Annotated in this window: 19 protein-coding genes; 10 read left to right on the top strand and 9 right to left on the bottom strand. The window is 55.4% G+C overall.

Features of this window, described 5'->3' with window-relative positions; translation table 11 throughout:
• Window positions 1-92: 92 nt before the first annotated feature.
• Window positions 93-752: a peptide-methionine (S)-S-oxide reductase MsrA gene (gene msrA, locus ACFQDM_RS05460; RefSeq protein ID WP_377376520.1), complete on the top strand. Its 660-nt coding sequence runs from the start codon at window positions 93-95 to the stop codon at window positions 750-752.
• On the opposite strand, the gene ACFQDM_RS05455 is transcribed toward msrA, so the two are convergent.
• Complete coding sequence (locus ACFQDM_RS05455; RefSeq protein WP_377376517.1) at window positions 745-2,205, bottom strand: ArnT family glycosyltransferase; 1,461 nt, start codon at window positions 2,203-2,205, stop codon at window positions 745-747. The genes msrA and ACFQDM_RS05455 overlap by 8 nt on opposite strands.
• A gap of 208 nt (window positions 2,206-2,413) precedes the next feature.
• On the opposite strand from ACFQDM_RS05455, the gene speD reads away from it, so the two are divergent.
• The 4 genes from speD (at window position 2,414) to aguB (ending at window position 8,272) form a co-directional block, all read left to right on the top strand.
• The gene (gene speD / locus ACFQDM_RS05450; RefSeq protein WP_377376514.1) at window positions 2,414-2,890 is read left to right on the top strand and encodes an adenosylmethionine decarboxylase; all 477 of its coding nucleotides are present in this window, start codon (window positions 2,414-2,416) and stop codon (window positions 2,888-2,890) included.
• A gap of 251 nt (window positions 2,891-3,141) precedes the next feature.
• Entirely contained in the window at window positions 3,142-6,294 is a 3,153-nt protein-coding gene (locus ACFQDM_RS05445) for a TonB-dependent receptor (RefSeq protein ID WP_377376512.1), read from the top strand.
• A 107-nt stretch (window positions 6,295-6,401) separates the two neighbouring features.
• On the top strand, window positions 6,402-7,436 hold the full coding sequence (locus ACFQDM_RS05440) for an agmatine deiminase family protein (protein ID WP_377376509.1): 1,035 nt from the start codon (window positions 6,402-6,404) through the stop codon (window positions 7,434-7,436).
• On the top strand, window positions 7,433-8,272 hold the full coding sequence (gene aguB / locus ACFQDM_RS05435; RefSeq protein ID WP_377376506.1) for an N-carbamoylputrescine amidase: 840 nt from the start codon (window positions 7,433-7,435) through the stop codon (window positions 8,270-8,272). The genes ACFQDM_RS05440 and aguB overlap by 4 nt, the downstream gene beginning before the upstream one ends.
• 6 nt (window positions 8,273-8,278) lie before the next feature.
• On the opposite strand, the gene ACFQDM_RS05430 is transcribed toward aguB, so the two are convergent.
• A complete protein-coding gene (locus ACFQDM_RS05430) occupies window positions 8,279-8,980 on the bottom strand; it encodes a hypothetical protein (protein ID WP_377376504.1) in 702 nt (233 codons plus the stop codon).
• A 100-nt stretch (window positions 8,981-9,080) separates the two neighbouring features.
• Between ACFQDM_RS05430 and murI the strand changes: the two genes are divergently transcribed.
• Window positions 9,081-9,905, top strand: coding sequence for a glutamate racemase (gene murI, locus ACFQDM_RS05425; protein WP_377376502.1), 825 nt, complete (start codon window positions 9,081-9,083; stop codon window positions 9,903-9,905).
• A gap of 27 nt (window positions 9,906-9,932) precedes the next feature.
• Here the strand turns inward: murI and ACFQDM_RS05420 are convergent, their stop codons facing one another.
• Window positions 9,933-11,018 (bottom strand): type III PLP-dependent enzyme, encoded by a 1,086-nt coding sequence (locus ACFQDM_RS05420; protein ID WP_377376499.1) that lies wholly within the window; start codon window positions 11,016-11,018, stop codon window positions 9,933-9,935.
• A gap of 395 nt (window positions 11,019-11,413) precedes the next feature.
• On the opposite strand from ACFQDM_RS05420, the gene ACFQDM_RS05415 reads away from it, so the two are divergent.
• Entirely contained in the window at window positions 11,414-12,490 is a 1,077-nt protein-coding gene (locus ACFQDM_RS05415) for a substrate-binding domain-containing protein (RefSeq protein ID WP_377376498.1), read from the top strand.
• 78 nt (window positions 12,491-12,568) lie between these two features.
• Here ACFQDM_RS05415 and ACFQDM_RS05410 read toward each other — a convergent pair whose 3' ends face one another.
• Together ACFQDM_RS05410 and ACFQDM_RS05405 are read right to left on the bottom strand one after the other, a co-directional pair.
• Window positions 12,569-13,603 (bottom strand): ribonucleotide-diphosphate reductase subunit beta, encoded by a 1,035-nt coding sequence (locus tag ACFQDM_RS05410; protein WP_377376495.1) that lies wholly within the window; start codon window positions 13,601-13,603, stop codon window positions 12,569-12,571.
• A gap of 155 nt (window positions 13,604-13,758) precedes the next feature.
• Window positions 13,759-14,370 carry a hypothetical protein gene (locus ACFQDM_RS05405; protein WP_377376494.1) on the bottom strand — a complete coding sequence of 204 codons (612 nt, stop codon included), beginning with the start codon at window positions 14,368-14,370 and terminating at the stop codon, window positions 13,759-13,761.
• Between the two features lie 203 nt (window positions 14,371-14,573).
• Between ACFQDM_RS05405 and ACFQDM_RS05400 the strand changes: the two genes are divergently transcribed.
• Window positions 14,574-15,260, top strand: coding sequence for a hypothetical protein (locus tag ACFQDM_RS05400; protein ID WP_377376491.1), 687 nt, complete (start codon window positions 14,574-14,576; stop codon window positions 15,258-15,260).
• Here the strand turns inward: ACFQDM_RS05400 and ACFQDM_RS05395 are convergent.
• The 3 genes from ACFQDM_RS05395 to ACFQDM_RS05385 all read right to left on the bottom strand — a co-directional run bounded on the left by ACFQDM_RS05395 (window position 15,257) and on the right by ACFQDM_RS05385 (window position 19,463).
• Window positions 15,257-16,072, bottom strand: a complete 816-nt coding sequence (locus tag ACFQDM_RS05395) for a lipid A-modifier LpxR family protein (RefSeq protein WP_377376489.1) — start codon at window positions 16,070-16,072, stop codon at window positions 15,257-15,259. The genes ACFQDM_RS05400 and ACFQDM_RS05395 overlap by 4 nt on opposite strands.
• Before the next feature lie 177 nt (window positions 16,073-16,249).
• Complete coding sequence (locus ACFQDM_RS05390) at window positions 16,250-18,121, bottom strand: ribonucleoside-diphosphate reductase subunit alpha (protein WP_377376487.1); 1,872 nt, start codon at window positions 18,119-18,121, stop codon at window positions 16,250-16,252.
• Between the two features lie 526 nt (window positions 18,122-18,647).
• Window positions 18,648-19,463, bottom strand: a complete 816-nt coding sequence (locus tag ACFQDM_RS05385) for an inositol monophosphatase family protein (protein WP_377376484.1) — start codon at window positions 19,461-19,463, stop codon at window positions 18,648-18,650.
• A gap of 441 nt (window positions 19,464-19,904) precedes the next feature.
• On the opposite strand from ACFQDM_RS05385, the gene ACFQDM_RS05380 reads away from it, so the two are divergent.
• A complete protein-coding gene (locus ACFQDM_RS05380) occupies window positions 19,905-20,492 on the top strand; it encodes a TlpA family protein disulfide reductase (RefSeq protein ID WP_377376482.1) in 588 nt (195 codons plus the stop codon).
• A gap of 172 nt (window positions 20,493-20,664) precedes the next feature.
• Window positions 20,665-21,840, top strand: a complete 1,176-nt coding sequence (locus ACFQDM_RS05375; protein WP_377376480.1) for a hypothetical protein — start codon at window positions 20,665-20,667, stop codon at window positions 21,838-21,840.
• Between the two features lie 9 nt (window positions 21,841-21,849).
• On the opposite strand, the gene ACFQDM_RS05370 is transcribed toward ACFQDM_RS05375, so the two are convergent.
• Window positions 21,850-22,740 carry a LysR family transcriptional regulator gene (locus ACFQDM_RS05370; RefSeq protein WP_377376479.1) on the bottom strand — a complete coding sequence of 297 codons (891 nt, stop codon included), beginning with the start codon at window positions 22,738-22,740 and terminating at the stop codon, window positions 21,850-21,852.
• Between the last annotated feature and the right edge of the window lie 25 nt (window positions 22,741-22,765).

Here is a 22,765-nt window from a genome sequence, read left to right as displayed (position 1 = left end):
TTTAAATCGTCGCGCCAATCCGTAAGTAAGCCTCCAAAGACGACAGGGCCGTGAGGGAAACTCGGCACTTTTGATCGAGGCAAAAGATAAAAATGAACCATAATATGGTACTCGCCGTCCTTGTGGGCATGACGGCAGCCGGACTGGCATTCTGGAAACAGGCCGGTGCGGACGAAGAACGACTTGTTACGCCAGCAGCGCAGGTGCAGCAGGCTGATGCGATTTTCGCAGGCGGCTGCTTCTGGTGTGTTGAGGCAGATTTCGACAAGGTTGATGGCGTTCTGGAGACAATCTCCGGCTATACCGGCGGCACGCTGGACAACCCGACCTATGAGCAGGTCAGCCACACAGAGACCGGCCATTATGAAGCTGTTCGCGTGATCTATGACGCCAATGTGGTCAGCTATGAAGAGCTGGTCGACTATTTCTGGCGCCACATTGACCCGACCGATCCTGAAGGTCAGTTCTGTGACAAGGGCAGCAGTTATCGTTCAGCGATCTTTGTCGACACGGCAGGTGAGCGCGAATTGGTAGAAGCGTCGAAAAGTGAACTTGATCAGGCCGGGTTTCTGCCAGGCCCTGTGGTGACTGAAATTCTCGACGAGTCCACATTCTGGCCGGCTGAAAAATACCACCAGAATTATTACGAGAAGAAGCCGCTGAAATATAAGTTCTATCGCACGGCCTGCGGTCGTGACGGCCGTGTGAAGGAGGTCTGGGAAGACGCTCCTTCAGAGCTGGGCGCTATGTAGTCGGCAGGGGGCGTGGCTTTGGTTCAAAGCCGCGTCCGATATAAACCTCGAAGCGGCGATATCGATTGCCGCCAAGGTCAATCTCAAGCTCGCCGATGGCTTCTGTTTCGGCAAAATCCGCCAACAGGTTTGCACGGTCTCCCTCGCGATAGCTGAGGATGAGTGCATTCTCCGCATCAGCCTGAGAGATGAGTGCCTCTTCAGAGGCGCTTTTCGGGTGATCCTCCCGTCGCCAGGCGCGCACAGGGACGGCAAGCTCCCCATCCCGGCCGTAATAGTCCAGCCCGTGCCAGATTTCGCGTTCGTCAATGATCACCGCGCTTGCATTGTATTCGGTGGCAAGGGCTTTGACCTGCTGGGTCGTTTCCGGCCAGCCGCGAAGCCGCTTGGTGGCGTTTCCGCCCATCACCTGGATTTGTGTCTCAACGGGCAGGACGACGAGCGTGGTGAAGATCACCCCGACCACCATGCTGAGGGCAAACCCGCCGATCAGGATCTTGCGGACCCAACCGCCGACGGACGTCGCCCAGATGGCCAGGATCAGACAGGCAGCGGGGTAGGCGGTCGCGGCCCAGTTTGCGTGGGCGCGGCTGATAAAGGCCTGCACGAGGATGATCAGGAGTGGCGGGATCACAAAGCAGGCCAGGACGGCAATCCGGCGGTCTGCCCATTGGGTAATCGCGTTGCGGCGGAAGATGCTGAGCCCGAAGAAGGACAGCAGAAGCAGGAAGCTAAGCGGGCCAAACACGGCGAACTGATCAAAGAAGAACTTGAAGCCATTTTCCGGATTGAGGAGCTCCTCGCCCCAGTTCGCATTGTCTGCCGTGTGGCCGACGGTCTTGAAGCCATTCTCGGCATTCCAGACCAAGTGGGGAGCGAAGATGGCGAGGAAGAGGGCCAGTGCGGCCAGTCCCTTCAGGCTGAGAAGGGCCTTCCGGCTGACCGGGTCGATCAGCGCAGACAATGCCATGCCGATCAGGAAATAGACCATGGCGTATTTGGACAGAAAGCCGAGCCCCAACGCAACGCCGAGCCCGATTGCGGCAACCCAGCTGCGATTTGTGCGTAAGGATAGGAAGAAAAAGAGCCCGAGTGACCAGAAGAACAGGAGTGGCACATCTGTCGACATAATGCCGGAAGACAGCCAGATTGCTGTCATCAGTGTGAAGCAGAGGCCGGCATAAATGCCGACTTTCGTTGACCAGAAGCGCTGTCCGGCCATAAAAAGAGCTATGGCGGTGCCGGTATGAAAAATCGGTGAGGCAAAGCGGATTGCCCATTCATGATCGCCAAACAGATTGGTCATTGCACCAATCACCCAGGCGACCATTGGCGGCTTCGAAAAATAACCCCAGTCGAAGCTTTTTGACCATCGCCAGTACTGAGCCTCATCCGGGCCCAGATTCAGGGGTGTAAACAGCACGCCGAGCATGCGAAAACACGCCAGAAGCAATATGAACCCGATGAAAAAAAATGCTAACTTTTCAGACTGTTCTGATGATTTTTGTGTCACGAAGACATCCCATCTGCGCAATTCACTGCAAGTTTTTGCGGACACTGTAAAATTGTCTCTTGCAAAGCAAGGCATTTTTGGATTATTCGCGCGCTTTCATGCAACCTGGGGCCGATGGTCGGCCCATCGAAACAATGAGGTAGTGAGCATGGCTTACGGAGCCCCGGGTACCCCGGATTTTGAGGTCCTTGACGAACAGGATGTGGCCGCGTCGGAAGAGCAATCTGGCGCGGCGGCAAACGAAGAAGAACGTCTCGACTTTTTCATCAAGCGTGATGGCGTTGAATTCGCAGGCACCCACCTGATCATTGATCTGTGGGACGTTTGTCGCATCGATGACCCGGAACATATCGAAAAGTCGCTCTGCGATGCAGCGGTTCGCGCTGGCGCAACGATCCTGAGCTCAGACTTTCACGTCTTCACACCAAACAATGGTGTGTCTGGCGTGATCGTGCTCTCCGAGAGCCATATCTCTATCCACACCTGGCCAGAGCGTAACTTCGCTGCGGTCGACGTATTCATGTGCGGTGCAGCCAAACCACACAAGACGATTGAAGCGCTTCAGGAAGCCTTCTCACCGTCCCGGATTGGCCTGACTGAACATCGTCGTGGCTTGAGTGTATAAAAATCGAGCAAATTGCTCGGATTTATAACGACACTACAGAAAAAAGCTGGGCAGAAATGCCCGGCTTTTTTTATGCCTTGAATGTTCAGGCGAGCAGTTTGATTCTGTTGCATGAAAGCCGCACCGGGGACTTTAAGTAACGGCTGACATAAAAGCTTCACAGGCGCTTCACAGAAGCGTCATAGCGTAATAATAACCCCCGGATAAGCGCGTTCGATGCTGCTCGGACGAACTTTTTTAAGGGGTAAATCATGAAATTTTGGAAGACCATTGCCGGTGGCGTCGCTATGTCTGCGCTCGCAACCGCAATTGCCGTACCTGCCATGGCGCAGGTTACGACATCCGCAATTCGCGGCACGATTACCACAGATGAAGGCGCACCTGTTTCTGGCGCTGATATCCAGGTAACGCACGAGCCATCCGGCACGGTTTCTACCGCAACGACGAACGCTTCGGGTGCGTTCTCGACACGTGGCCTGCGTGTTGGCGGTCCTTACACGATCTCTGTTACCGGCGGTGATTTCACACCTGTCGACATCACAGACATCTATCTGAACATCGACGACAACTACACGGTTCCGATCACGGTTTCCGGTTCTCGTACGCTCGAGACAGTTGTTGTATCTGCGCCTGCTCTGACGTCTATCCAGACAGCAACCGGCCCGGCAGCTACGTTCAGCCTTGATACGCTGCAGAACTCTCCAGCCATCAACCGTGACATCAAAGACATCATCCGCATGGACCCACGTGTCTATCTGGACGAAGGTTTTGAAGATGCGATCTCTTGTGCTGGTGCAAGCCCACGCTTCAACTCTCTGACGCTGGACGGCGGTCGTCTGAACGACAACTTCGGTCTGAACTCTAACGGCTACCCAACCGAGCGCATTCCATTCTCTTATGACGCGATTGACCAGGTTGCTGTTGAGCTCGCGCCATTCGACGTCGAGTACGGTTCTTTCACAGCTTGTAACATCAACGCTGTTTCCAAGTCAGGTACCAACGAATTCCACGGTTCGGCTTTCATCGACTACACATCTGACCAGTTCACTGGCGACCGTGTCGAAGATCGCGAATACGACCTTGGCGCATTTGATGAGTATCGCTACGGCTTCACGCTTGGCGGTCCGATCATCAAAGACAAGCTCTTCTTCTTTGGTGCATACGAGAAGTTCGAAGGCTCTAACGTCTTCGGTTTCACGCCAGAAGGTGCGGGCGTTTCGACAGCTGAATATAACCAGATCATCGATATCGCTGAAGGTTATGGTTACATCGCTGGCGGTCTTCCAAGCGCGATCGACGTAGAAGACGAGAAAATTCTCGCGAAACTGGACTGGAACATCACAGACCAGCACCGTGCGTCTTTCACGTACAACTACAATGACGGCTTCAACTACAGCCCGTCTGACTCCGGTTCCAACCGCCTTGCTGACGGAAACCACTACTATGAGCGCGGCGCTGAGCTGAACTCTTACAGTGCGTCTCTGTACTCAGACTGGACCGATAACTTCTCGACAGACATCCGGGTTTCTTACATCGACCTGGCAAACCGTCAGAACCCAGTTCTGGGCCTCGACAACTTCGGTGAAGTCCAGGTTCGTCTGGATAGCGGTTCGACTGTTTACCTCGGTGCAGACGACTCTCGTCACGCGAACAAGCTTTCATACGACCTCTGGAACTACAAAGCGGCTGCGAACTACCTCTGGAACGATCACACCTTCACGGTTGGTTACGAGCGTGAAGAGTTCGAAGTCTTTAACCTGTTCGTTCAGGAAGCGCTGGGTGAGTGGGTCTTTGATTCCATCGAAGACTTCGCAAACGGCGACTTTGCTGACTTCCGTTATGAAAACGCGTCTGGCACGAACGATGTCAACGATGGTGCGGCTTCTTTCGGTTACGAAATCAATACGCTCTACGCTCAGGACGAGTGGCAAGTCAGCGACAAGCTGAACGTTGTCGCGGGTCTGCGTTATGACTGGTACACATCTGGTGACAAGCCAGCGTTCAACCAGAACTTTGCTGACAATTATGGCTTCGGCAACGACGAAACCATGGATGGCCGCGACCTGCTGCAGCCACGTATCGGCTTCAACTACGACTTCTCTGATCTGGTCACGTTCCACGGTGGTCTTGGCCTGTTCTCAGGCGGCAACCCGAACGTTTGGGTGTCTAACAGCTACTCAAACAACGGTGTGACCCTGTTTGAATGTCGTAACCGTGGTCGTACAAGCGACTGTGTGGGTGATGGCAGCTTCACCAACATCAACGACTTCACATACGGTGGCGGTTCTGGTCAGCCATTCATCGACGTTCCAGACGAGATGATCGATGCGGTTGCGAATGCGTCCGGTCAGGGTTCTGTGAACGCGATCGATCCGGATTTCGACATTCCTTCTGAATGGAAATTCGCGCTCGGTACGGTCATCAATTATGACTTCGAGAACAAGTATCTCGGCGACAACTGGACGTTCATGGCGGACTTCCTGTACTCGAAAACGAACGAATCTGCGATTGTGGTTCCAATCGGTTACGTTCAAACCGGTACAGCCCCAGACGGTCGTCCTCTTTACGGCGGCAACTCGAACGACTTCCTTCTGACGAATGCTGACGACAAGGGCGAGACCTTTGTTTACTCTGCAGTTGTTCAGAAAGACTATGGCAATGGTATCGACTGGAGCCTGGCGTACGCTTACACCGACTCTCAAGACACCAACCCAATGACGTCTTCAGTTGCGTTCTCGAACTTCTCGAACTTTGCAACATCTGACCCGGTCAACGTGAAAACAGCGACGTCAGATTATGAGATCCCGCACCGTTTCACGGCGCGCCTCAACATCGAGAAAGAGTTTGTGACGGATTACGCGACGCGCTTCACGCTCGTCGGTACGGCTAACCAGGGCGCTCCGTTCAGCTACACCTTCGCTTACAACGGCATCATCGAGGACCCTTATCGCTCAAGCCGTCAGCTCGCTTACATCCCTACGGGTGCTAACGATCCGCTGATTTCTGCGAACTCCGATGCTGATGCAGTTGCTGAACTGATGGAATTCATCAATGGCAACGACTATCTGAGCGACAACAAAGGCAGCATTGCAGAGCGTAACGGCAGCCATGATGACTGGTGGACGAAGTTCGACCTGCGCATCAGCCAGGATCTGCCAGGCTTCCGTGAGAATGACCGCTCACAAGCGTTCCTCGTGATCGAGAACCTTGGTAACCTGATCAACGACGACTGGGGCATCCTGCGTGAGCACGGCTTCCCAGGTAATGCTGAACTGTACTCGATCTCCGGTATCGAAAACGGTCAGTACGTTATTGACGGCTTCGGCGGCAACCCAGACCGTGACAGCGTTCTTCTCGACGCATCACTTTGGGAAGTTCGCTTCGGTCTGAAGTACGAATTCTAAGGTTTCGAACCTTCGATTTTCTGGAAAGGGCGGTCTTCGGACCGCCCTTTTTTCTTGTCGCTGAGCTTTTCAGTTGAAACTCCGGGGGCAAGTGATAATGGGCGCGCATGACACACGCACTTTCATCTCCACCGCCGGAATGGGCACCTCAGGACACGCTCCTCATCGGTTGGCCATCGCATTTTGACCCCTGGGACACGCCATTTGAGAAGGCGCGCGAGGAAGTCGCGGCGCTGGCCAATGCCATTCTGGCGCAGAAACCGACCAATGGATTGCCGCAAACCGGCGTGACATTGGTTCTGGAGGGAGAAGCTGCCGAGATAGCTGCCCGGGCCATGGTGCCTGGCGCATCCATCATCAACACGCCTTGCGGTGATACCTGGTTGCGCGACACGGCGCCGATTTTCTCGCGCCGCAACGGTGTGTTGGAAACACGCAGATTTCGCTTCAATGGCTGGGGTGAAAAATACATTTATCCGGGCGATGCCGACTTATCGGCTCGACTGGTTTCGCATTTCGAGACCCCGGACACGCCACTGGACTTCGTCCTGGAAGGCGGCAGCGTTGACTGGGATGGGGAAGGGCGTCTCCTGACCACGGATGAGTGTCTGCTGAATGATAACCGCAATGCGGGCTGGTCTCGTGCGCATGCCACCGAACAATTGCAGCGCGCCTTTGGTGTGAAGGACGTGGTGTGGATTGCGAAGGGACTGCTGAATGATCACACCGATGGGCATATTGACAATCTGGCGCGGTTCATCGCGCCCGGTCATGTGGTTTGCCAGGCGCCAAATGGCGCCGACGACCCGCATGCCGAACGTTTGTTGGCACTTGAAGATACGCTGCGCCGTTATGAAGGCGCGCTCGGCAAGCTGACCGTTTCGACCATCCCTTCGCCGGGTCAGGTTCTGGACGATGAGGGCGAGGCAATGCCAGCTAGTCATATAAACTTCGTCATCACCAATCAGGCCGTGCTTGTGCCCGCCTATAATGATGAAGTGCACAAGGCTGTCGAGGCCTTGCAATCCTTCTTTCCGGATCGGAAAGTGGTGGCGTCATCTGCGCGCGCCATTCTGACGGGTGGGGGCGCGTTCCACTGCATTTCGCAGCAAATCCCGTCCGCGGAAGGTCAAAGCGTATGACAGATGTGACGATTGGCGTGGTTCAGTGCGCGCTTGGGGGCTCACTGGCTGACAACCTTCAGACATTGATGCGTCTCATTCGTGAGGCAGCGGCAAAAGGCGCGAACGTAATCCTGACGCCGGAGCTGATGGAAGGGCCGTATTTCTGCAAGACGCAGGAAGAGGATCGCTTTGATCTTGCAAAACCGATTTCCGAGCATGAGGGCGTTCAGGCATTTTGCGAACTGGCCAGAGAGTTGGGCGTTGTGCTGCCTGTTTCCATCTTCGAACGCGATGGTCCTCACACTTACAACACGCTCGTCATGATTGATGATGCGGGGGAGATTCTGGGACGGTATCGAAAGAGCCATATTCCAGATGGCCCCGGCTATCAGGAAAAATTCTATTTCCGGCCCGGTGACACAGGCTTTCAGGTCTGGCCGACGCGGTTCGGGAATATCGGCATTGGTGTCTGCTGGGATCAGTGGTTTCCAGAAGCGGCGCGCATTATGGCGCTGAAAGGAGCTGACTTTCTCCTGTATCCGACGGCCATCGGATCTGAGCCGCAGGATCAAAGCCTGGAAACATCCGGGCGCTGGCAACGTGCCATGCAGGGGCATGCCGTATCAAACTGCATGCCTGTGGCAGCAGCAAACCGGATTGGCGTGGAAGATGGGCAGACCTTTTACGGTTGCTCATTCATTGCAGACCAGACCGGCGCATTGACGGAAGTTGCCGGACGAACGGACGAAGCGGTTCTGACGGCAGGCTTCGATCTGCAGGCGCTGAAGCGTGAGAGGTCTGCCTGGGGCTTTTTCCGCGATCGGCGTACCGATCTTTACGACGAACTTTTGTGATTGAGATCAGGCGCCCAGAAAATTGCGCGCCTGCTCGACCCAGCCTTCTCGCTGAATACGGCCCTTGAACGACAGGGTCTCGTCCAGCCATGCAATGTTTTCAGGCGTCCAGTCTGCAATCTGGGTGAAGTGGAAGATACCGAAATCATTGAGCGACTGCTGAAGCTTTGGACCAATGCCCTTGATCTGGGTCAGGTCGTCGGCGTCGCCTGTTGGAGACGACAAAAGCACGGGCTTCGGGTCAGCGATTTGATGTGGGGTGGCTGCCTCGACCGCCTTCTCGGCTGCTTTCAGCGTTTCTTCGGCTTCAGCGACAAGATCTTTGGCCATTTTGCTGGCCGGAGAGGCGGAAGGCGCTGGAGCCGGCTTGCTGTTGAACTGGTCGAACCATTTGCTCCAGAATTCACCGGGGGCTTTGTAAGGAAGTTTGGACCAGCCCGGCATGGCCGCATAGGCTTCGGCCGCAACTTCCCAGGCTTTCAGATTGGCGTCCGCCATGACGTGGAAAGCCTCGCGCGTGACATCTGTTTCGCCCGGTTGAAAGGCGAGGGTCGGCATGGGCACAGGGCCGCCAGACCATTTGACCTTCCACGGGTTTTCCATTCGGGCTGCGAGTTCGCCTTGACGAACCATAGTCTCCTGTGTTGCGCGTAGATTTTCCAGCGAAGCCTGCCAGAGCGACAGGGCCGTTTTGTTTGCATCTTGCATGGCAGCGGAGAACAACATGGTGGTGCCCTTTTCTGAACTTGTTATGATTAGTATCAAAAAATTGTGCATTGCACAATAATCGAGTTGAAAGTCTGGATTGATGGGCGAAATCGCGCGACCTCACTGCCTTGTGTTTGATTCCGGCATGGGTGGCCTCACCGTTGTTGAGGCGCTCCAGAGGCTCGGGTTTCAGGGCACGATATCTTATGCCGCTGATACCGGGTTCTTCCCTTATGGGGACAAGCCGGATGATGTGCTGGCCGCGCGTATCGTCGCGTTTGCTGAAGCCGTCTGTGCGCGGGCGAAGCCAGATATCTTCGTGATCGCGTGCAATACCGCTTCAACCATTGCCCTGGAACTGGTGCGCGAACGGCTGTCTATCCCGATTGTCGGGACAGTGCCGGCCATCAAGCCAGCCGCAGAACACACAAAGTCTCAGACGATTGGCATTCTGGCGACCCCCGGAACCCTGCGCCGGTCATACACCGATGCGCTGATTGATGATTTTGCGACCGATTGCCGGGTGCTCCGCTATGGCAGCGTTGTGCTGGTGGAACTGGCCGAGCGCTTTGCGGCAGGTCTTGATGTGCCGGACGTTGAGATAGAGGCGGAACTGAACGCGCTTCTGCACCAGCCTGGCGGCGGCGATATAGATACTGTGGTGCTGGCCTGCACACACTTTCCGCTGCTGCGTCCGCGCCTTGAAGCGCTGGCGCCAGAGGGGGTGCGTTTCATCGATTCCGGTGAAGCCATTGCGCGCAGGACATTGTCTCTGTTGGATCAGAAACCGTCAAAAAACAAGGATCAGGCCGCACTCGGCCATGTGTATCTGAGCTCCCAGCCGACAGAGGAGCGACCACATCGGCTAAGTGAAGTGACCAGACGCCTCGGCTTTCAGTCTGTTCTCCAGTTGGAGATTGACTGAAAGCGTCTGGCGAACCGATCAGGATTGTCAGATGTTGGCGTACCAGTCGGCTTTTGCCGGCTCGGCTGCGTTGTCAAAGACAGAGGCCCATGGGCTATCTGCGGCAAAGGCTTCAATCGCCTGGCCATAGCCATTGAACTGGGTCTGCATGCAGACACCATAAGCGCCCAGCATACCGATTTCGATCACATCGCCTTCACGAACATCTTCCGGCAGGAAGAACGGGCCAGGGACCATGTCTGCGGAGTCGCAGGTCGGGCCGAACAGGCGGAAGGCTTTCAACCGGCTTGATGGCTCACCATCCTGACGGATCAGACGCGTCGGATAGGTCCATTTGCAATGGACGGCATCATAGAGCGTGCCGAAAGCACCGTCATTGATGTAAAGCGTGTTGCCGCGAACAAGATCGACATGCGTCAGTACGGACGAACCTTCTGCAACAAGGGCGCGGCCTGGTTCGCACCAGAGCCGGGCATGTGGTGGCAGAGGCATACGGTCGAACGCACGTTTGATGGCGCTGGCGAAGCGGAACATCGGAGGCGGTTCCTTGCCCGGATAAGACACTGGGAAACCACCGCCGACATCAATGATGTCGACGTCGACGCCTGCATCCGTGATGACGCGGGAAAGCTGTTCGCAGTGAACTGACCAGGCGTATGGGTCCATACACTGGCTGCCCGGGTGGAAGCTGAGACCCAGCTCTTCGACGATCGGACGGGCGCGGCGCAGCAGTGTGATCATCTGAGCCGGTGACGCGCCGAACTTGCCGTCGATTGGCAGTTCTGCGCCCTGGTTCGAAACAGCGGCGCGAATGATGAGCGTCAGGTCGCGTGCGTGCTCGGTTTCGTCCATGATTTTGTCGAACTCGGCTTCGCAGTCGAGCGAGAAGGTGCGTACGCCAAATTCGAAATAAGCACGGCGGATCGCATGGCGCGACTTGACCGGATGCATAAAGGACATGGTCGCGTCCGGGCAAAGCTCGGCAACGAGTGTCATCTCGTTTTCGGAAGCGACATCAAAATGACGAAGGCCTGCGCCGTAAAGCGTTTCCAGAACCCATTTCGATGGGTTCGCTTTCACAGCGTAGAGCGTTTCGCCTGGAAATTCAGACAAAAACCAATCGGCCGCCTTCTTCACAAGGTGAGGGCGTCCGCAAGCTATGGGCCTGTTGGGAGCAACGTGCCGGATCAGGTCCCAGGGTGTGTTGAACAGAGTCATCGCACTATACCCAAGAATCGGAGGTGAAACCAATCCGGCGTTAGTGCGGGCCGCAGACCGATATTGCTTTCGCAGGGAAAGGAACATGAGTCCGATGTCCGCCGGAATGGGCCAGATAAATAAAACCGCACGAATAGTAAACCGTTTTCTTAAGCAGCTGACATTTTTTCCGATTAATGTACCTTTGCGCCAACAGTCTTGTGTTTTGATACAAGACCTTCACAAACCCGCGTTACAAAGCTCGCGAATGAGGAGCTGGGTGGAACAGTTCAGGTTTTAAGGTTTGTGCGATGCTCGGCGCCATTAAGCGCATATCAGCAGGTATCATCTTTCTATCCGTTTTGTCGGCTTGCGGCGGGCAAGGCGGTGAGGATGTATTGGTCGGTCCGCAAACCGGCCATGATGATCGGCTGCTGATCGCGGGCAGTTCGACACTGGCGCCTTTCATCACCACGGCAGCCGAGTATTTCGGTGCGACGAGTGATTTCGCCACACCCGTTGTCGAAACGACCGGAACGGGTGGAGGTTTCAAACTCTTTTGTCGTGGCACGGAATTGACCACGACCTCCATTGCCACAGCCTCGAGACGTATCACCGATTCAGAACGTGCCTTTTGCGCAGAAAACGGTGTGACAGACGTTTATGAGATGATTTTCGGGTATGATGGCATTGTGATCATCACCTCCATCAATGGTCAGTCGGTTTCCTTCTCGCACTCAGACCTGTATCGCGCTCTGGCAAAAGACCTTTATATTGATGGGAAACTGGCGCCGAACCCGTATGAGCGGTGGTCGGAAGTCAATCCGGCATTGCCCGACATTGATATCGAGGTTTTCGGCCCGCCACCGACATCCGGAACGCGAGACGCTTTTGTCGAGCTGGTTCTGGAGCGTGGGGCGATGGAGCAGCCCGCACTGGCGGAGTTGAGAGACAGCGACCCTGACGCGTTCGATCAATATGCACACACAATCCGGACCGATGGTGCGTGGACCGATTCAGGCGAGAATGACACGCAGATCATTCAGTCACTGATCCGAAACAACAAAGCGTTTGGTGTGGTCGGCTTCTCCTATCTTGATCAAAGCGGCGACCGTGTGAAAGCGGCCTCGGTTGATGGCGTCGAGCCCACGTTCGATAGCATTGTGAACAATGAGTATATGGTGTCACGCTCGCTCTATCTCTACGTGAAGATGGATCACCTGACGCGCGTGATGGCGCTGAGACCGTTTCTGGAAGCGACCTTCTCCAACAATGCGATGGGCGCTGATGGCTATCTCGTTGAGAAGGGGCTCATCCCGCTCTCCGCTGAAGAGCGCAGAAAAATCCTCGGCAATTTCGAAACCAAAGCGGTTGCGAGGCTTCAGTAGAACCTGAGGCCCTAAACAAAAAAGAGAGGCCGTCTGGCCTCTCTTTCGCGTTTGTCTGATCTCGTGAAAAGCTGAGATCTATTCTGCGGCCGTGCCTGTCATGGAGCGGCGCTTGTCGAAGGATGCCCAGACACCTTCATCACCGTGCCAGTCGCCCTGCGTGGCGCCTTTGGAATATTCCGTTGCGCGCGCTTCAAAGAAGTTCGCGTGCTCGACACCATTCAGGATTTCCGTCAGCCACGGAATTGGGTGTTTGGTCACGCCATAAAGTGGCTTCAGCTTCAGCTGGCCGAGGCGCCAGTCAGCGATATAGCGAATGTATTGCTGAATATCTTCTGGCGTCATGCCTTCGACTTCACCAGCTTCGAAGGCGAGTTCGATGAATTTGTCTTCCAGTTTGACGACCGTGCGGCAGGCTTCTGTGATGCGTTCCGCCAGCGTGTCATTCATCACACCGGTCTCATCGCAGAATGTATGGAACAGCTTGATCATGCCTTCGCAGTGCAGGCTCTCATCGCGCACTGACCAGGTTACGATCTGTCCCATGCCCTTCATCTTGTTGAAGCGCGGGAAGTTCATCAGCATGGCGAAGGAAGCGAAGAGCTGCAGGCCCTCGGTAAAGCCGCCGAACACCGCCATGGATGTTGCGATGTCTTCATAGGTCTCGCAGCCAAACTGACCGAGATAGTCATGCTTGGCGGCCATCTCCTCATATTCCATGAAGGCAGAGAATTCAGAGTCCGGCATGCCGATTGTTTCGAGCAGCAGAGCATAGGCCGCGATGTGAATCGTTTCCATGTTGGAGAAGCAAGAAAGCATCATGGACACCTCTGTCGGTTTGAACAGAGGCATGTAGTTTTCCATATAGTTCGCGCCGACTTCCACGTCAGACTGCGTGAAGAAACGGAAAATCTGGGTGAGGAGATTGCGCTCCTTGTCGTTCAGCTTGACCGCCCAGTCCTTGCAGTCCTCACCGAGCGGAACTTCTTCCGGCATCCAGTGAACCTGTTGCTGCTTTTTCCAGAAGTCATATGCCCAAGGATAGCGAAACGGCTTGTACGCTCGCGAAGGAATGAGAAGACCTGGTTTTTCGGTGATGATTCCGTCAGGCATGTCGTGCTCCGTCCGATGTGCTCATACCACATATAGTGCGCCGATGTATTTATAGACGCAAGATGCATGGTTAAACGTGCGCGCTTTTGTCCACAAGGAAAGCGGCGAACTGATCAGTTTTGTGGCGTTACTGTCTGATAGGTTAACACAGCTCGTTAACGAGATGGAGCCTGCTTCTGAAATTGAAGCTTCACCTGCCAGCCAGATGCCCCGGTACGCTCGCGAATAAAGGGCGTGTATGTCAGTTCAAGGTAAATTGGGTCGAGTTTGAAAGCGAATGATTCGTTTTCGTTCTGCGTCGGCTCATAGACCAGCCGGTGGTAGATTTCGAAGTCAGGATTTTCCGTGATCTCTTTTGCGCGCCAGTCCGGAACCAGGCACGCATCCAGATTGGACCGCATGAGGTCGAAAATCATGCGTGCATCCTGTTCGCGGCGTTCCTTTTCCAGGGCGCCGCTGGCTTCGTACAAAGGACAACTCAGCGTGAAAACGTCTGTTTCGCCGCCCATGAAGGCGCGCATGACATTGACGGTGCACTCTACGTTTTCGTCAAAGCTTGTGCTCATCTGCCAGGCGTCTGGAACAGGCTCGTCATTCTGCAGAACCGGCGCGCCACGTAAGCTACGAAACGGCGTTCTTTCGGCCCGCGCGTCGAGGATGCTGGCAAGTTCGGCGCAAGGGCCGGATGCGGTCTGTGCCTGATCATCGGACTCGCTGCCACATGCCGCGAGCAGAAGCGCAGGAATAACGACAAAAAGAGCACGCATTGAAAACCACAGCCTTTGTTAAGTCGCCCACACTAACCTGAGTTGCCGCGAATGAACATGTGAACGCAGATTCCATCCCCAGAGTTTCGCCGGGCTGTGGATGAGTTCAGTTCAATTGACTTGCCCGTAAGGGCTCGCGACACTGGCTGGCAGCAATCAGGCATGAAATGGGCTTTCGAAGGCCCGGTGCAAGGATTCCCGGAATGTTTGTCGGTCATTATTCTGCGGCGCTCGCCGGAAAGGTGCTGAAACCGGGCATTCCCCTCTGGCACCTTTTTCTTGCAGTACAGTTTGTCGACTTCGTCTGGGCATTTCTGATCATGTCCGGGGTGGAGCGTGTTCGGTTCACCCCCGGTTTCATGGATGCCTCCATGCTCGACCTCTATTATATGCCATTCACGCATTCGCTCGTGGCAAATGTCATCTGGGCGGCGCTGGCAGGCGTATTGTATGGCTGGGTCTGGCAGGGGAAGCGCAAATGGCTGGCAGGTCTCGTGATGAGCAGCGCCGTGTTCTCGCACTGGCTGCTGGATCTGGTGGCTCACGGACCAGATCTTGCCATCCTCTTCGGAGAGCCGAAGCTCGGGCTTGGTCTTTGGCATTCTCTGTTCTGGACGCAGCTGGTTGAGTTAGGTGCGATGCTCGCCGGGGCGGGGCTGTATATCTGGATCGTAAAGCCGAGAGGTCTCTGGCCGGTTCTGGCCTTTGCGATCCTGATCATGGCCATGGTGGCGATGCAGTTTATCAATCACCAGCCGGTCGACACGCCGCCATCTGTGACGGAGTTCGCTCTGACCGCGCTTTTTGCCTACACGTTTCTGACATGTCTCGCCTGGCTGACGGACCTCGCCATGGCGCGACAAAAGACCATGGCTGATGAAACGGATTAGTGGCGCCAGGAGAGCGTGACGGCCGCGAAGTCTTCCTCTCCGGAGCGCGAGATCGCGCCATTGCGATATTCGAATTCCCGGGAAATATAGCTGATCGACATCTGGCCTGCCGGGCTTTCCCACGCAATGCCAGCCTGTACGTCACCAATGGTGACACGGTCCTGCAGCGTCACTTGGCCATTGGTGATGTCTGCTCCGGTTCGCTGGATATCCCAGACAACAGCCTCGCCGTCAGCGCCTGCGAAGAAATACCAGTTGGCATTGCGTGCATTCTTGCCGCGAAGATCGAGATTCTGGCCGACGCGCACTTCCGCGCCGGCGCGGGTGGTCTTGAAGGCGCCCTCATCATTCACGCTCAGGCGTGGCTTGAGCGCCAGATCAAGACCCAGTCCGGTTTTCTGGCTGTTGGCGACAAAGGTATAGGACGCATCGATTTGCTCAGTCTGGTCAAAATCTTCGCGATACGAAGGGGCTGGCGCGGGACCAAACGTGCTGCCGGGGGATGTCTCAATTCGGTAAGCCGTGCTTGCGGATGCGGCAGCGGGCTTCGGATTGGTCCGGTAAAGCGTGTCCTGGAGAATTTGCTGTCGTTGTGTAGGCGGCGCATCCAGTTTCTGGCGCTCGCTTGGTGTCACGCCCGGGGCTGTGGTGCGGATGAGTGTGGGGTCGTCGGCCAGAGCATAGCTGCGATAGGTCGATACAGGTGGCGGCGCTTCGGCTTTCTGAAAAGCTGATGGCGCAAGACAAGCGGCACCGCTCACGCCAAAGCACGTGAGCAGCAATATGCTGTACCCGAAGCGAAACCCCGTCATTTTTCGTCCCTGAATCTGATTGTTACAGATCACCCGACGCCCAGAATGTCTTATCTGTGGGTAATTTCAACTCTAAAATTTTGCAGGATTATGCTCAGATTTTGTTAACCAAAATCTTTTGCCAAAAGAAAAGCGGGCCGTAGCCCGCTTTCCCGTTTGAATTCTAAGTGCTTTTGCTTACTGGCAGGCGAGGCATTCTTCGTAATCGGTTTTTTCTTCGATACGAAGCTCAGACGTTTCAGCCTTGTCCTTGCCTGCATATGCTGCGCGCTGAACAGATTTCGAGCGGCAGTAATAGAGCGACTTCAGGCCTTTTTCCCAGGCTGTCCAGTGCAGCATGTGCAGATCCCATTTGTTCACATCACCCGGAAGGAAGATGTTCAGGGATTGCGCCTGGCAGATGAATGGTGTGCGGTCGGCTGCGAGATCAATGATCCAGCGCTGATCCAGCTCAAAGGCTGTCTTGAAGATCGCTTTTTCATCTTCCGTCAGACATGACAGATGTTGAACAGATCCTTCGTGCTCGAGCATGCTGCCCCAGACTTCCGGCGTGTTCATGCCTTTCTCATCAAGCAGCTTTTCAAGGTTCGGGTTCTTCACCGTGAATGAACCTGACAGGGTTTTGTGCGTGTAAACATTTGCTGGGATTGGCTCAATGCCAGCTGATGTGCCGCCGCAGATGATCGAGATGGATGCTGTCGGTGCGATCGCAAGCTTGTGAGAGAAGCGCGCCATAACGCCGTTCTCAGCTGCGTCAGGGCAGGCGCCGCGTTCTTTCGCAAGCTTCACAGAGGCAGCATCAGCGCCTTTGCGGATATGCTTGAACATGGCGATGTTCCACGCTTTCGCTGCCGCGCTTTCCAGTGGGGCACCCTGTGCCTGCAGGAAGGAGTGGAAGCCCATCAGGCCGAGGCCGACAGAGCGCTCACGCTGTGCAGCGTAAACGGCGCGGGCCATTTCGCTTGGCGCGCGTTGGATGAAGTCTTCCAGAACATTGTCGAGGAAACGGAAAATATCTTCGATGAACTGAGGATCAGACTTCCATTCCAGGAATTTCTCAGCGTTCAGAGATGACAGACAGCAAACAGCGGTACGCTCATTGCCGAGGTGGTCCGTACCGGTTGGCAGAACGATCTCAGAGCAGAGGTTTGACTGCTTCACGGACAGGCCGAGCTTGCGCTGGTGCGCTGGCATGGCGTTGTTCACCGTGTCTGTGAACAGCAGGTATGGCTCGCCGGTCTGCATGCGGATCTCGAGGATTTTCTGCCAGACCTTGCGGGCGTTCAGTGTCTTGATGACTTCGCCGGATTTCGGGCTGATCAGCTCATACTCGCCATTGTCACGCACGGCTTCCATGAAGGCATCTGTGATGTTCAGGCCGTGGTGCAGGTTGAGCGCTTTGCGGTTGAAGTCGCCTGATGCTTTACGGATTTCGAGGAATTCCTCGATTTCCGGGTGATGAATGTCGAGATAGCAGGCTGCAGATCCGCGGCGCAGAGACCCCTGGCTGATCGCCAGTGTGAGAGAGTCCATGACGCGGATGAATGGGATGATGCCCGATGTCTGGCCATTCTGGCCGACTTTCTCGCCGATCGAGCGAACATGGCCCCAATAGGTGCCGATGCCGCCGCCATTGGATGCCAGCCAGACATTCTCATTCCAAGTCTCGACAATACCGTCCAGTGAATCGTCGACTGTGTTCAGGAAGCAGGAGATTGGAAGGCCGCGCTCAGCACCGCCGTTTGACAGGACAGGTGTCGCAGGCATGAACCAGAGGCGCGAGATATAGTCATAGATGCGCTGGGCGTGTTCCTGATCGTCTGCATACGCCGTTGAGACACGCGCAAACATGCCCTGGAAGGTCTCGCCAGGCAGCAGATAGCGGTCCTCAAGAGTCTTCTTGCCGAAGTCCGTCAGAAGGTCGTCACGCGACGGATCAATATGGATACCCTCAACAATGCGCAAATCTGCCTGCTTCTTGGGTTTGCCCCGACGTGCTTCAGCTTCGGCGGCGGAGATCGTCTTTTCTGCGGTGGACGTGACGGACATAGGACTTCCCTGCTGAATGAACCCTAACATGATATGGGGATTGGGTGCGAGTTTCGCCATATCTGGCTATCTGCCCCCATCCTGACGCTATATATAGTGGGTCCAAGGTTAACAAGCCGTCAACCAAGACGAGGGCCGCAAGCGGCGTTTTCAGTGAATAACTTCTTAACGGGTGTTAATAGACCTGGGGAAAACCCTGTCAGTAAGTCTCGTTGCCTGGCCTGCGTCTGCCTCGAAACCCCCATGAAAAGGGCGTTTTGGATTCATCTCGAAACATTTCAGAATCCCGCTTCAGCATGTGAATTTCTTTGGTCAAAAAACGAGCAGTTTTGCAGTCGGAATTAAGGACTGAATCGCGGTCTTATTGTGAAACGGAAAGTGGGTGTGGCGGAATGACTCAGAACCGGGTCAAAACAGGGATTCGTGACACACTACATATAGTGTTTCGGCGAATCACCCGTGATTCCGAATCCACACATGCGACAACGGTCAGGGCATTAAAAAAGGAGCCCGAAGGCTCCTTTTCCTATTCTGCGTCGAGGCGCTTCTTGGCGGCCTTCAGCCTGTCATGAATGCGCGGCTGGAGTGCCTGGCTTGAGGCGAGGATGTTTCCGGTTTCCAGCACGTCGCCGCCATCGAGCTCATCAACCATGCCGCCAGCTTCACGGACGAGGACAATGCCTGCAGCAATGTCCCATGGTTTGAGGTTGCGTTCCCAGAAGCCGTCAAATCGTCCGGCTGCAACGAAAGCGAGGTCCAGAGCAGCAGAGCCGAAGCGACGAATGCCGGTTGTTTCCTGGGTCAGATAGGCGAGCTCTGACAGGAAGAGGCGATGACGCTCTTCTTCCTGACCAATATAAGGCGCGCCTGTTGCGATGACCGCTTGTGAAAGCTTGGTTCGTGCCGCGACGCGCAGACGGCGGCTTTCCAGCCACGCGCCATGACCGCGCTCGGCCCAGTAAATATCGCCGCGAAGCACGTCGAAGATAACACCGGCATGCAATTGGCCGTCGCGCTCATGCCCGATCGAGACCGCAAAGTGCGGAATGCCGTGCATATAGTTGAGTGTGCCGTCGAGCGGATCGACGATGAAACGGTTGGTCTTGTCCGTTCCTTCAACGACGCCGCGTTCTTCCATGACGAAGCCATAGCCCGGGCGCGCTTTCGACAGCTCATTATAAATAACTTCTTCTGCGCGGTGGTCGGCATTGGTGACAAAGTCGCCAGGACCCTTGCGCGACACCTGCAGGTTTTCGACTTCACCGAAATCGCGTGTCAGGCCGCGGCCTGCTGCGCGGGCGGCTTTCACCATCACTGTGATGAGAGGACTTTGTCTGGACATGTGTCTGTTTGGCTCTAGCAGTTGGATCTGCGCAGTGCAGATGCGTGTTTTCGAAGAACGTGGTGCAGGTTTCGCGCCGCGTTCTGTGACAAATGAAACCCTGATCTGGCCCCGTTAGCACAGTTTTCCAGATCAAACGAGTGGACGGGACCGACCCCTGAGCGCTTTCGCCAGTGTTTCTGGCCAGCGGCTTTGGCGGCGTACGTATCCAATCGCTTTTCAAGACCGAGGGCCGTAGCCATCAGACGGGAGGTGGTCAAGCTTTTCTGCCATCTAAAGCAGCGAGAACGACGCTTTCCTGTCCTTTTCGCGAGCGTTCTCTGTCAGAAGCGGGAGCTGGACTTGTCACGGCCCCGGTTTCATATACCTCTCCCTCTGAATTTGTCGGGGTCTTTGATGTCACTATTGCGTTTCGCGCCAGTTCTGGCGGCTTGCTTGATTATGTCTTCGTGCTCGGGAGAGAAGGCGAATGGCTTCATCACCGAAAATGCAGATATTGAGGTCGCTGAAAAAGGAGACGTACCGCGCGATGATACGGGCCGTCCCTTCCATTACAAACTGCTGGGCCAGCCCGTCCCCGAATTTGAAGTGACCTTGCCATCGGGTGATGTCGTGACCCGCGAGGCGTTGCTTGGCCAATGGACTGTCGTTGAGTTCTGGGGTCTGTGGTGCCCGGACTGTATCGTTGATGGCCCGAATGTTCAGAAACTGGCTGATGCCATTGAGGAAGATCCAGACCTTTCCCTGCTGACAATTCATGCCCCGCCAAGTGCGCAGCGCGCCGATGAGGCCTATGGCAAGTATGGTTCTGTGGGGGCGTATTTCGAAGCGCAGGGCTTTGACTATATCTATGCGCTCGATCCGGATGCGAGTGCCAAATCAGCATTTCAGCTTTCCTGGGTGCCAACCTTTCTGCTCGTCGATCCGGAGGGCATTGTTCGCGGATTTCAGTCGGATCTCGGCTATGGCAGCGAAGCACCGGTTCAAGCATTTCTGGACGATGTGAAGCGCGTGATAGACGCACAATAAGCCGTATTTGCGCCTTCAAGTGCAGGAAACTGTGGGCACTGCGTAGGGTTGTCAGAAAAAAGCCAGATTTATTTCTTCAGAAATGAACAAAAATCGTGGAGGGCGAGCCTTCACAGAGGGAGTGGCGAGGGTGTTTACTCAACACTCTCGAGTGTTGGAGTGAGTTTGAGCCATGTTGCACCCGTCGACGCGTAAGTTGATCGATAAACTTTATGAAATGACGGAAGCGGCAAAGATCACCTGGGCAGAAGGTGATGCGGATACCTGCATCTACGACACCGAAGGCTATCGCGTCACAATCGGTCAGACGCCAACCCATCTTGTGCTTTCCGATGCGGGTGGACGCATTCTGGAAACCGTGACGGAATCCATGCTCAAGAATGTTCGGACCGGCCTTGGCGAGACATATGCCTTGAAAGTCGATGATCTGGTGTCAATCGCGCGCCGACAGATCACCGGTTCTGAGGACATCATCAACAAAATCGTTTCGTCGCTCGATTCCGGTGCTGACGACGCTGAAGGTGAGCGTGACTATTTCAGATATGATGAGCGCCAGAGAGAACTCTTCCCTGGACAATCTGAAATGACGAACCGGGTGGCGGCGCTGGCGGAAAAGGTGAATGCGCAGTCAGGTGTTGTGGGAACGGCGCCTCCGGAAGAAACTGACACATCTGCTGACAAGACCACCGAAGAAGATTTCGGGACCGGCTGGGATGTGCCTGAAAAGGCAAAACCTTCCGGCGAAGACGCCGCAGCCAGTTCTGAGGAAGACATATCAGAAGCGGCACCCACTTTTGGTGATATTGGCCATTTCGGTGCACCTGCGCAAAGCGCCGACGAAAAGGCGCCCAAAGTCGATGTGCCGAAACCGGTTTATCTCGATCCGGTCGCTTACGACGCTCCTGCGTGGGGCGGTCCACCTCGCTTGATCGACGCCATGACGGCAACGCCGAAACATTTGCTGACCCCTGACCATGCGGTGGATGAGGTCGAAACCACGTCTCTGCCGGAGAGTTTCAAACAAGCGGCAGTATCCGAAGCAACCGCCGGTGAACTCGACAATGATGAAGCCGAGTATCTGGATATCGGTGTGGAAGACATGCCGGATGATCTGGCCGATGAAATCGCCTGGAAGTCCGGTACGCCTTACGTTACCGGTCAGACGCGCAAGCCTCGTAAAGTGAAGCAGAAATCGTCCCTGCCAGATGAAGCGCGGGGCGGTGGCCATTTTGTAACGCCTGACAAGGACATCTCGTCAGATGCAGAGGTCCTTGAAGAGCCAGAAGACGAACCGGTCGATGAATGGAGCTTCCGGCGCACGGTCTACAAGTTTAATCCGTGGATGTGATCGCGCAGATCAACCGCTTTTAAGATAGTCAGCCAGCGCATCCACCACCCGTCTGACACGGTGAGGGAGATAAGGCCCTGGCGGCCAGAGAAGCCAGACTTCCGGTTGCGGGGCTTCCCAGTCGTTTAGCACATACTGCATACCAGAGGGCGCATTGCCTGTTTCGATGCACCATTGCGGTGTCTGAGCGATGCCCAGCCCGGCTTCAGCGGCTGCGCCAACAGCCTCTGCGCTATCGCTTTCAAAGCGCCCATTCACGCGGACATCGACCGTTTCGCCGTCTTTGGTGAACCGCCACCGACGTGGCTGGGCAACATTGAGGTCAATGACGCATTCATGCAGCTGCAATTCCTGCGGCGATGTGGGCGTGCCGTGCTTCTGGATATAGCTGTCAGACGCCATCAGCCGAAGCCTTTCAGTGGCCAGACGTCGCCCAATCAGGCCGCTGTCATTTGGCGTGCCAATCCGCACGGCAAGGTCATATCCATCCTCAACCAGATCGACTTTACGGTCGCTGAGCGACAGTCGGATCGAGATATTCGGATGCTCACTCAGAAAACGGGACAGCAAGGGCGCAAGTCGTCGTGCGCCATAGATGACAGGCGCGGTGATGCGCACCAGGCCCGAAGCATCCGTTTCATCGACCGCATTGCCAGCCGTCAGACTATCCATCTGATCGACAATCTGTTGCGCGGTGGAGATCAGTCCTTCGCCTTCGTCTGTCAGGCGTACGGCGCGTGTGCTGCGTTCAAACAGCCGCTTTTTGAGTTGGGCTTCGAGCGCTGCGATCTGTTTTGAGACCTGGCCGGGTGAAACACCAAGACGTCGAGACGCCTCGGTGAAGCTGCCATGTTCAGCAACACTCAGAAAAACCCGAAGCGCTTCAACTCTGTCCATCATTCAGCCCTTCTGCGTTTCCCGCATC

The sequence above is a fragment of the Ponticaulis profundi genome (genome assembly GCF_042659465.1).
Taxonomy (GTDB): Bacteria; Pseudomonadota; Alphaproteobacteria; order Caulobacterales; family Hyphomonadaceae; genus Ponticaulis; species Ponticaulis profundi.
This window is presented reverse-complemented; position numbering and strand designations above follow the sequence as displayed.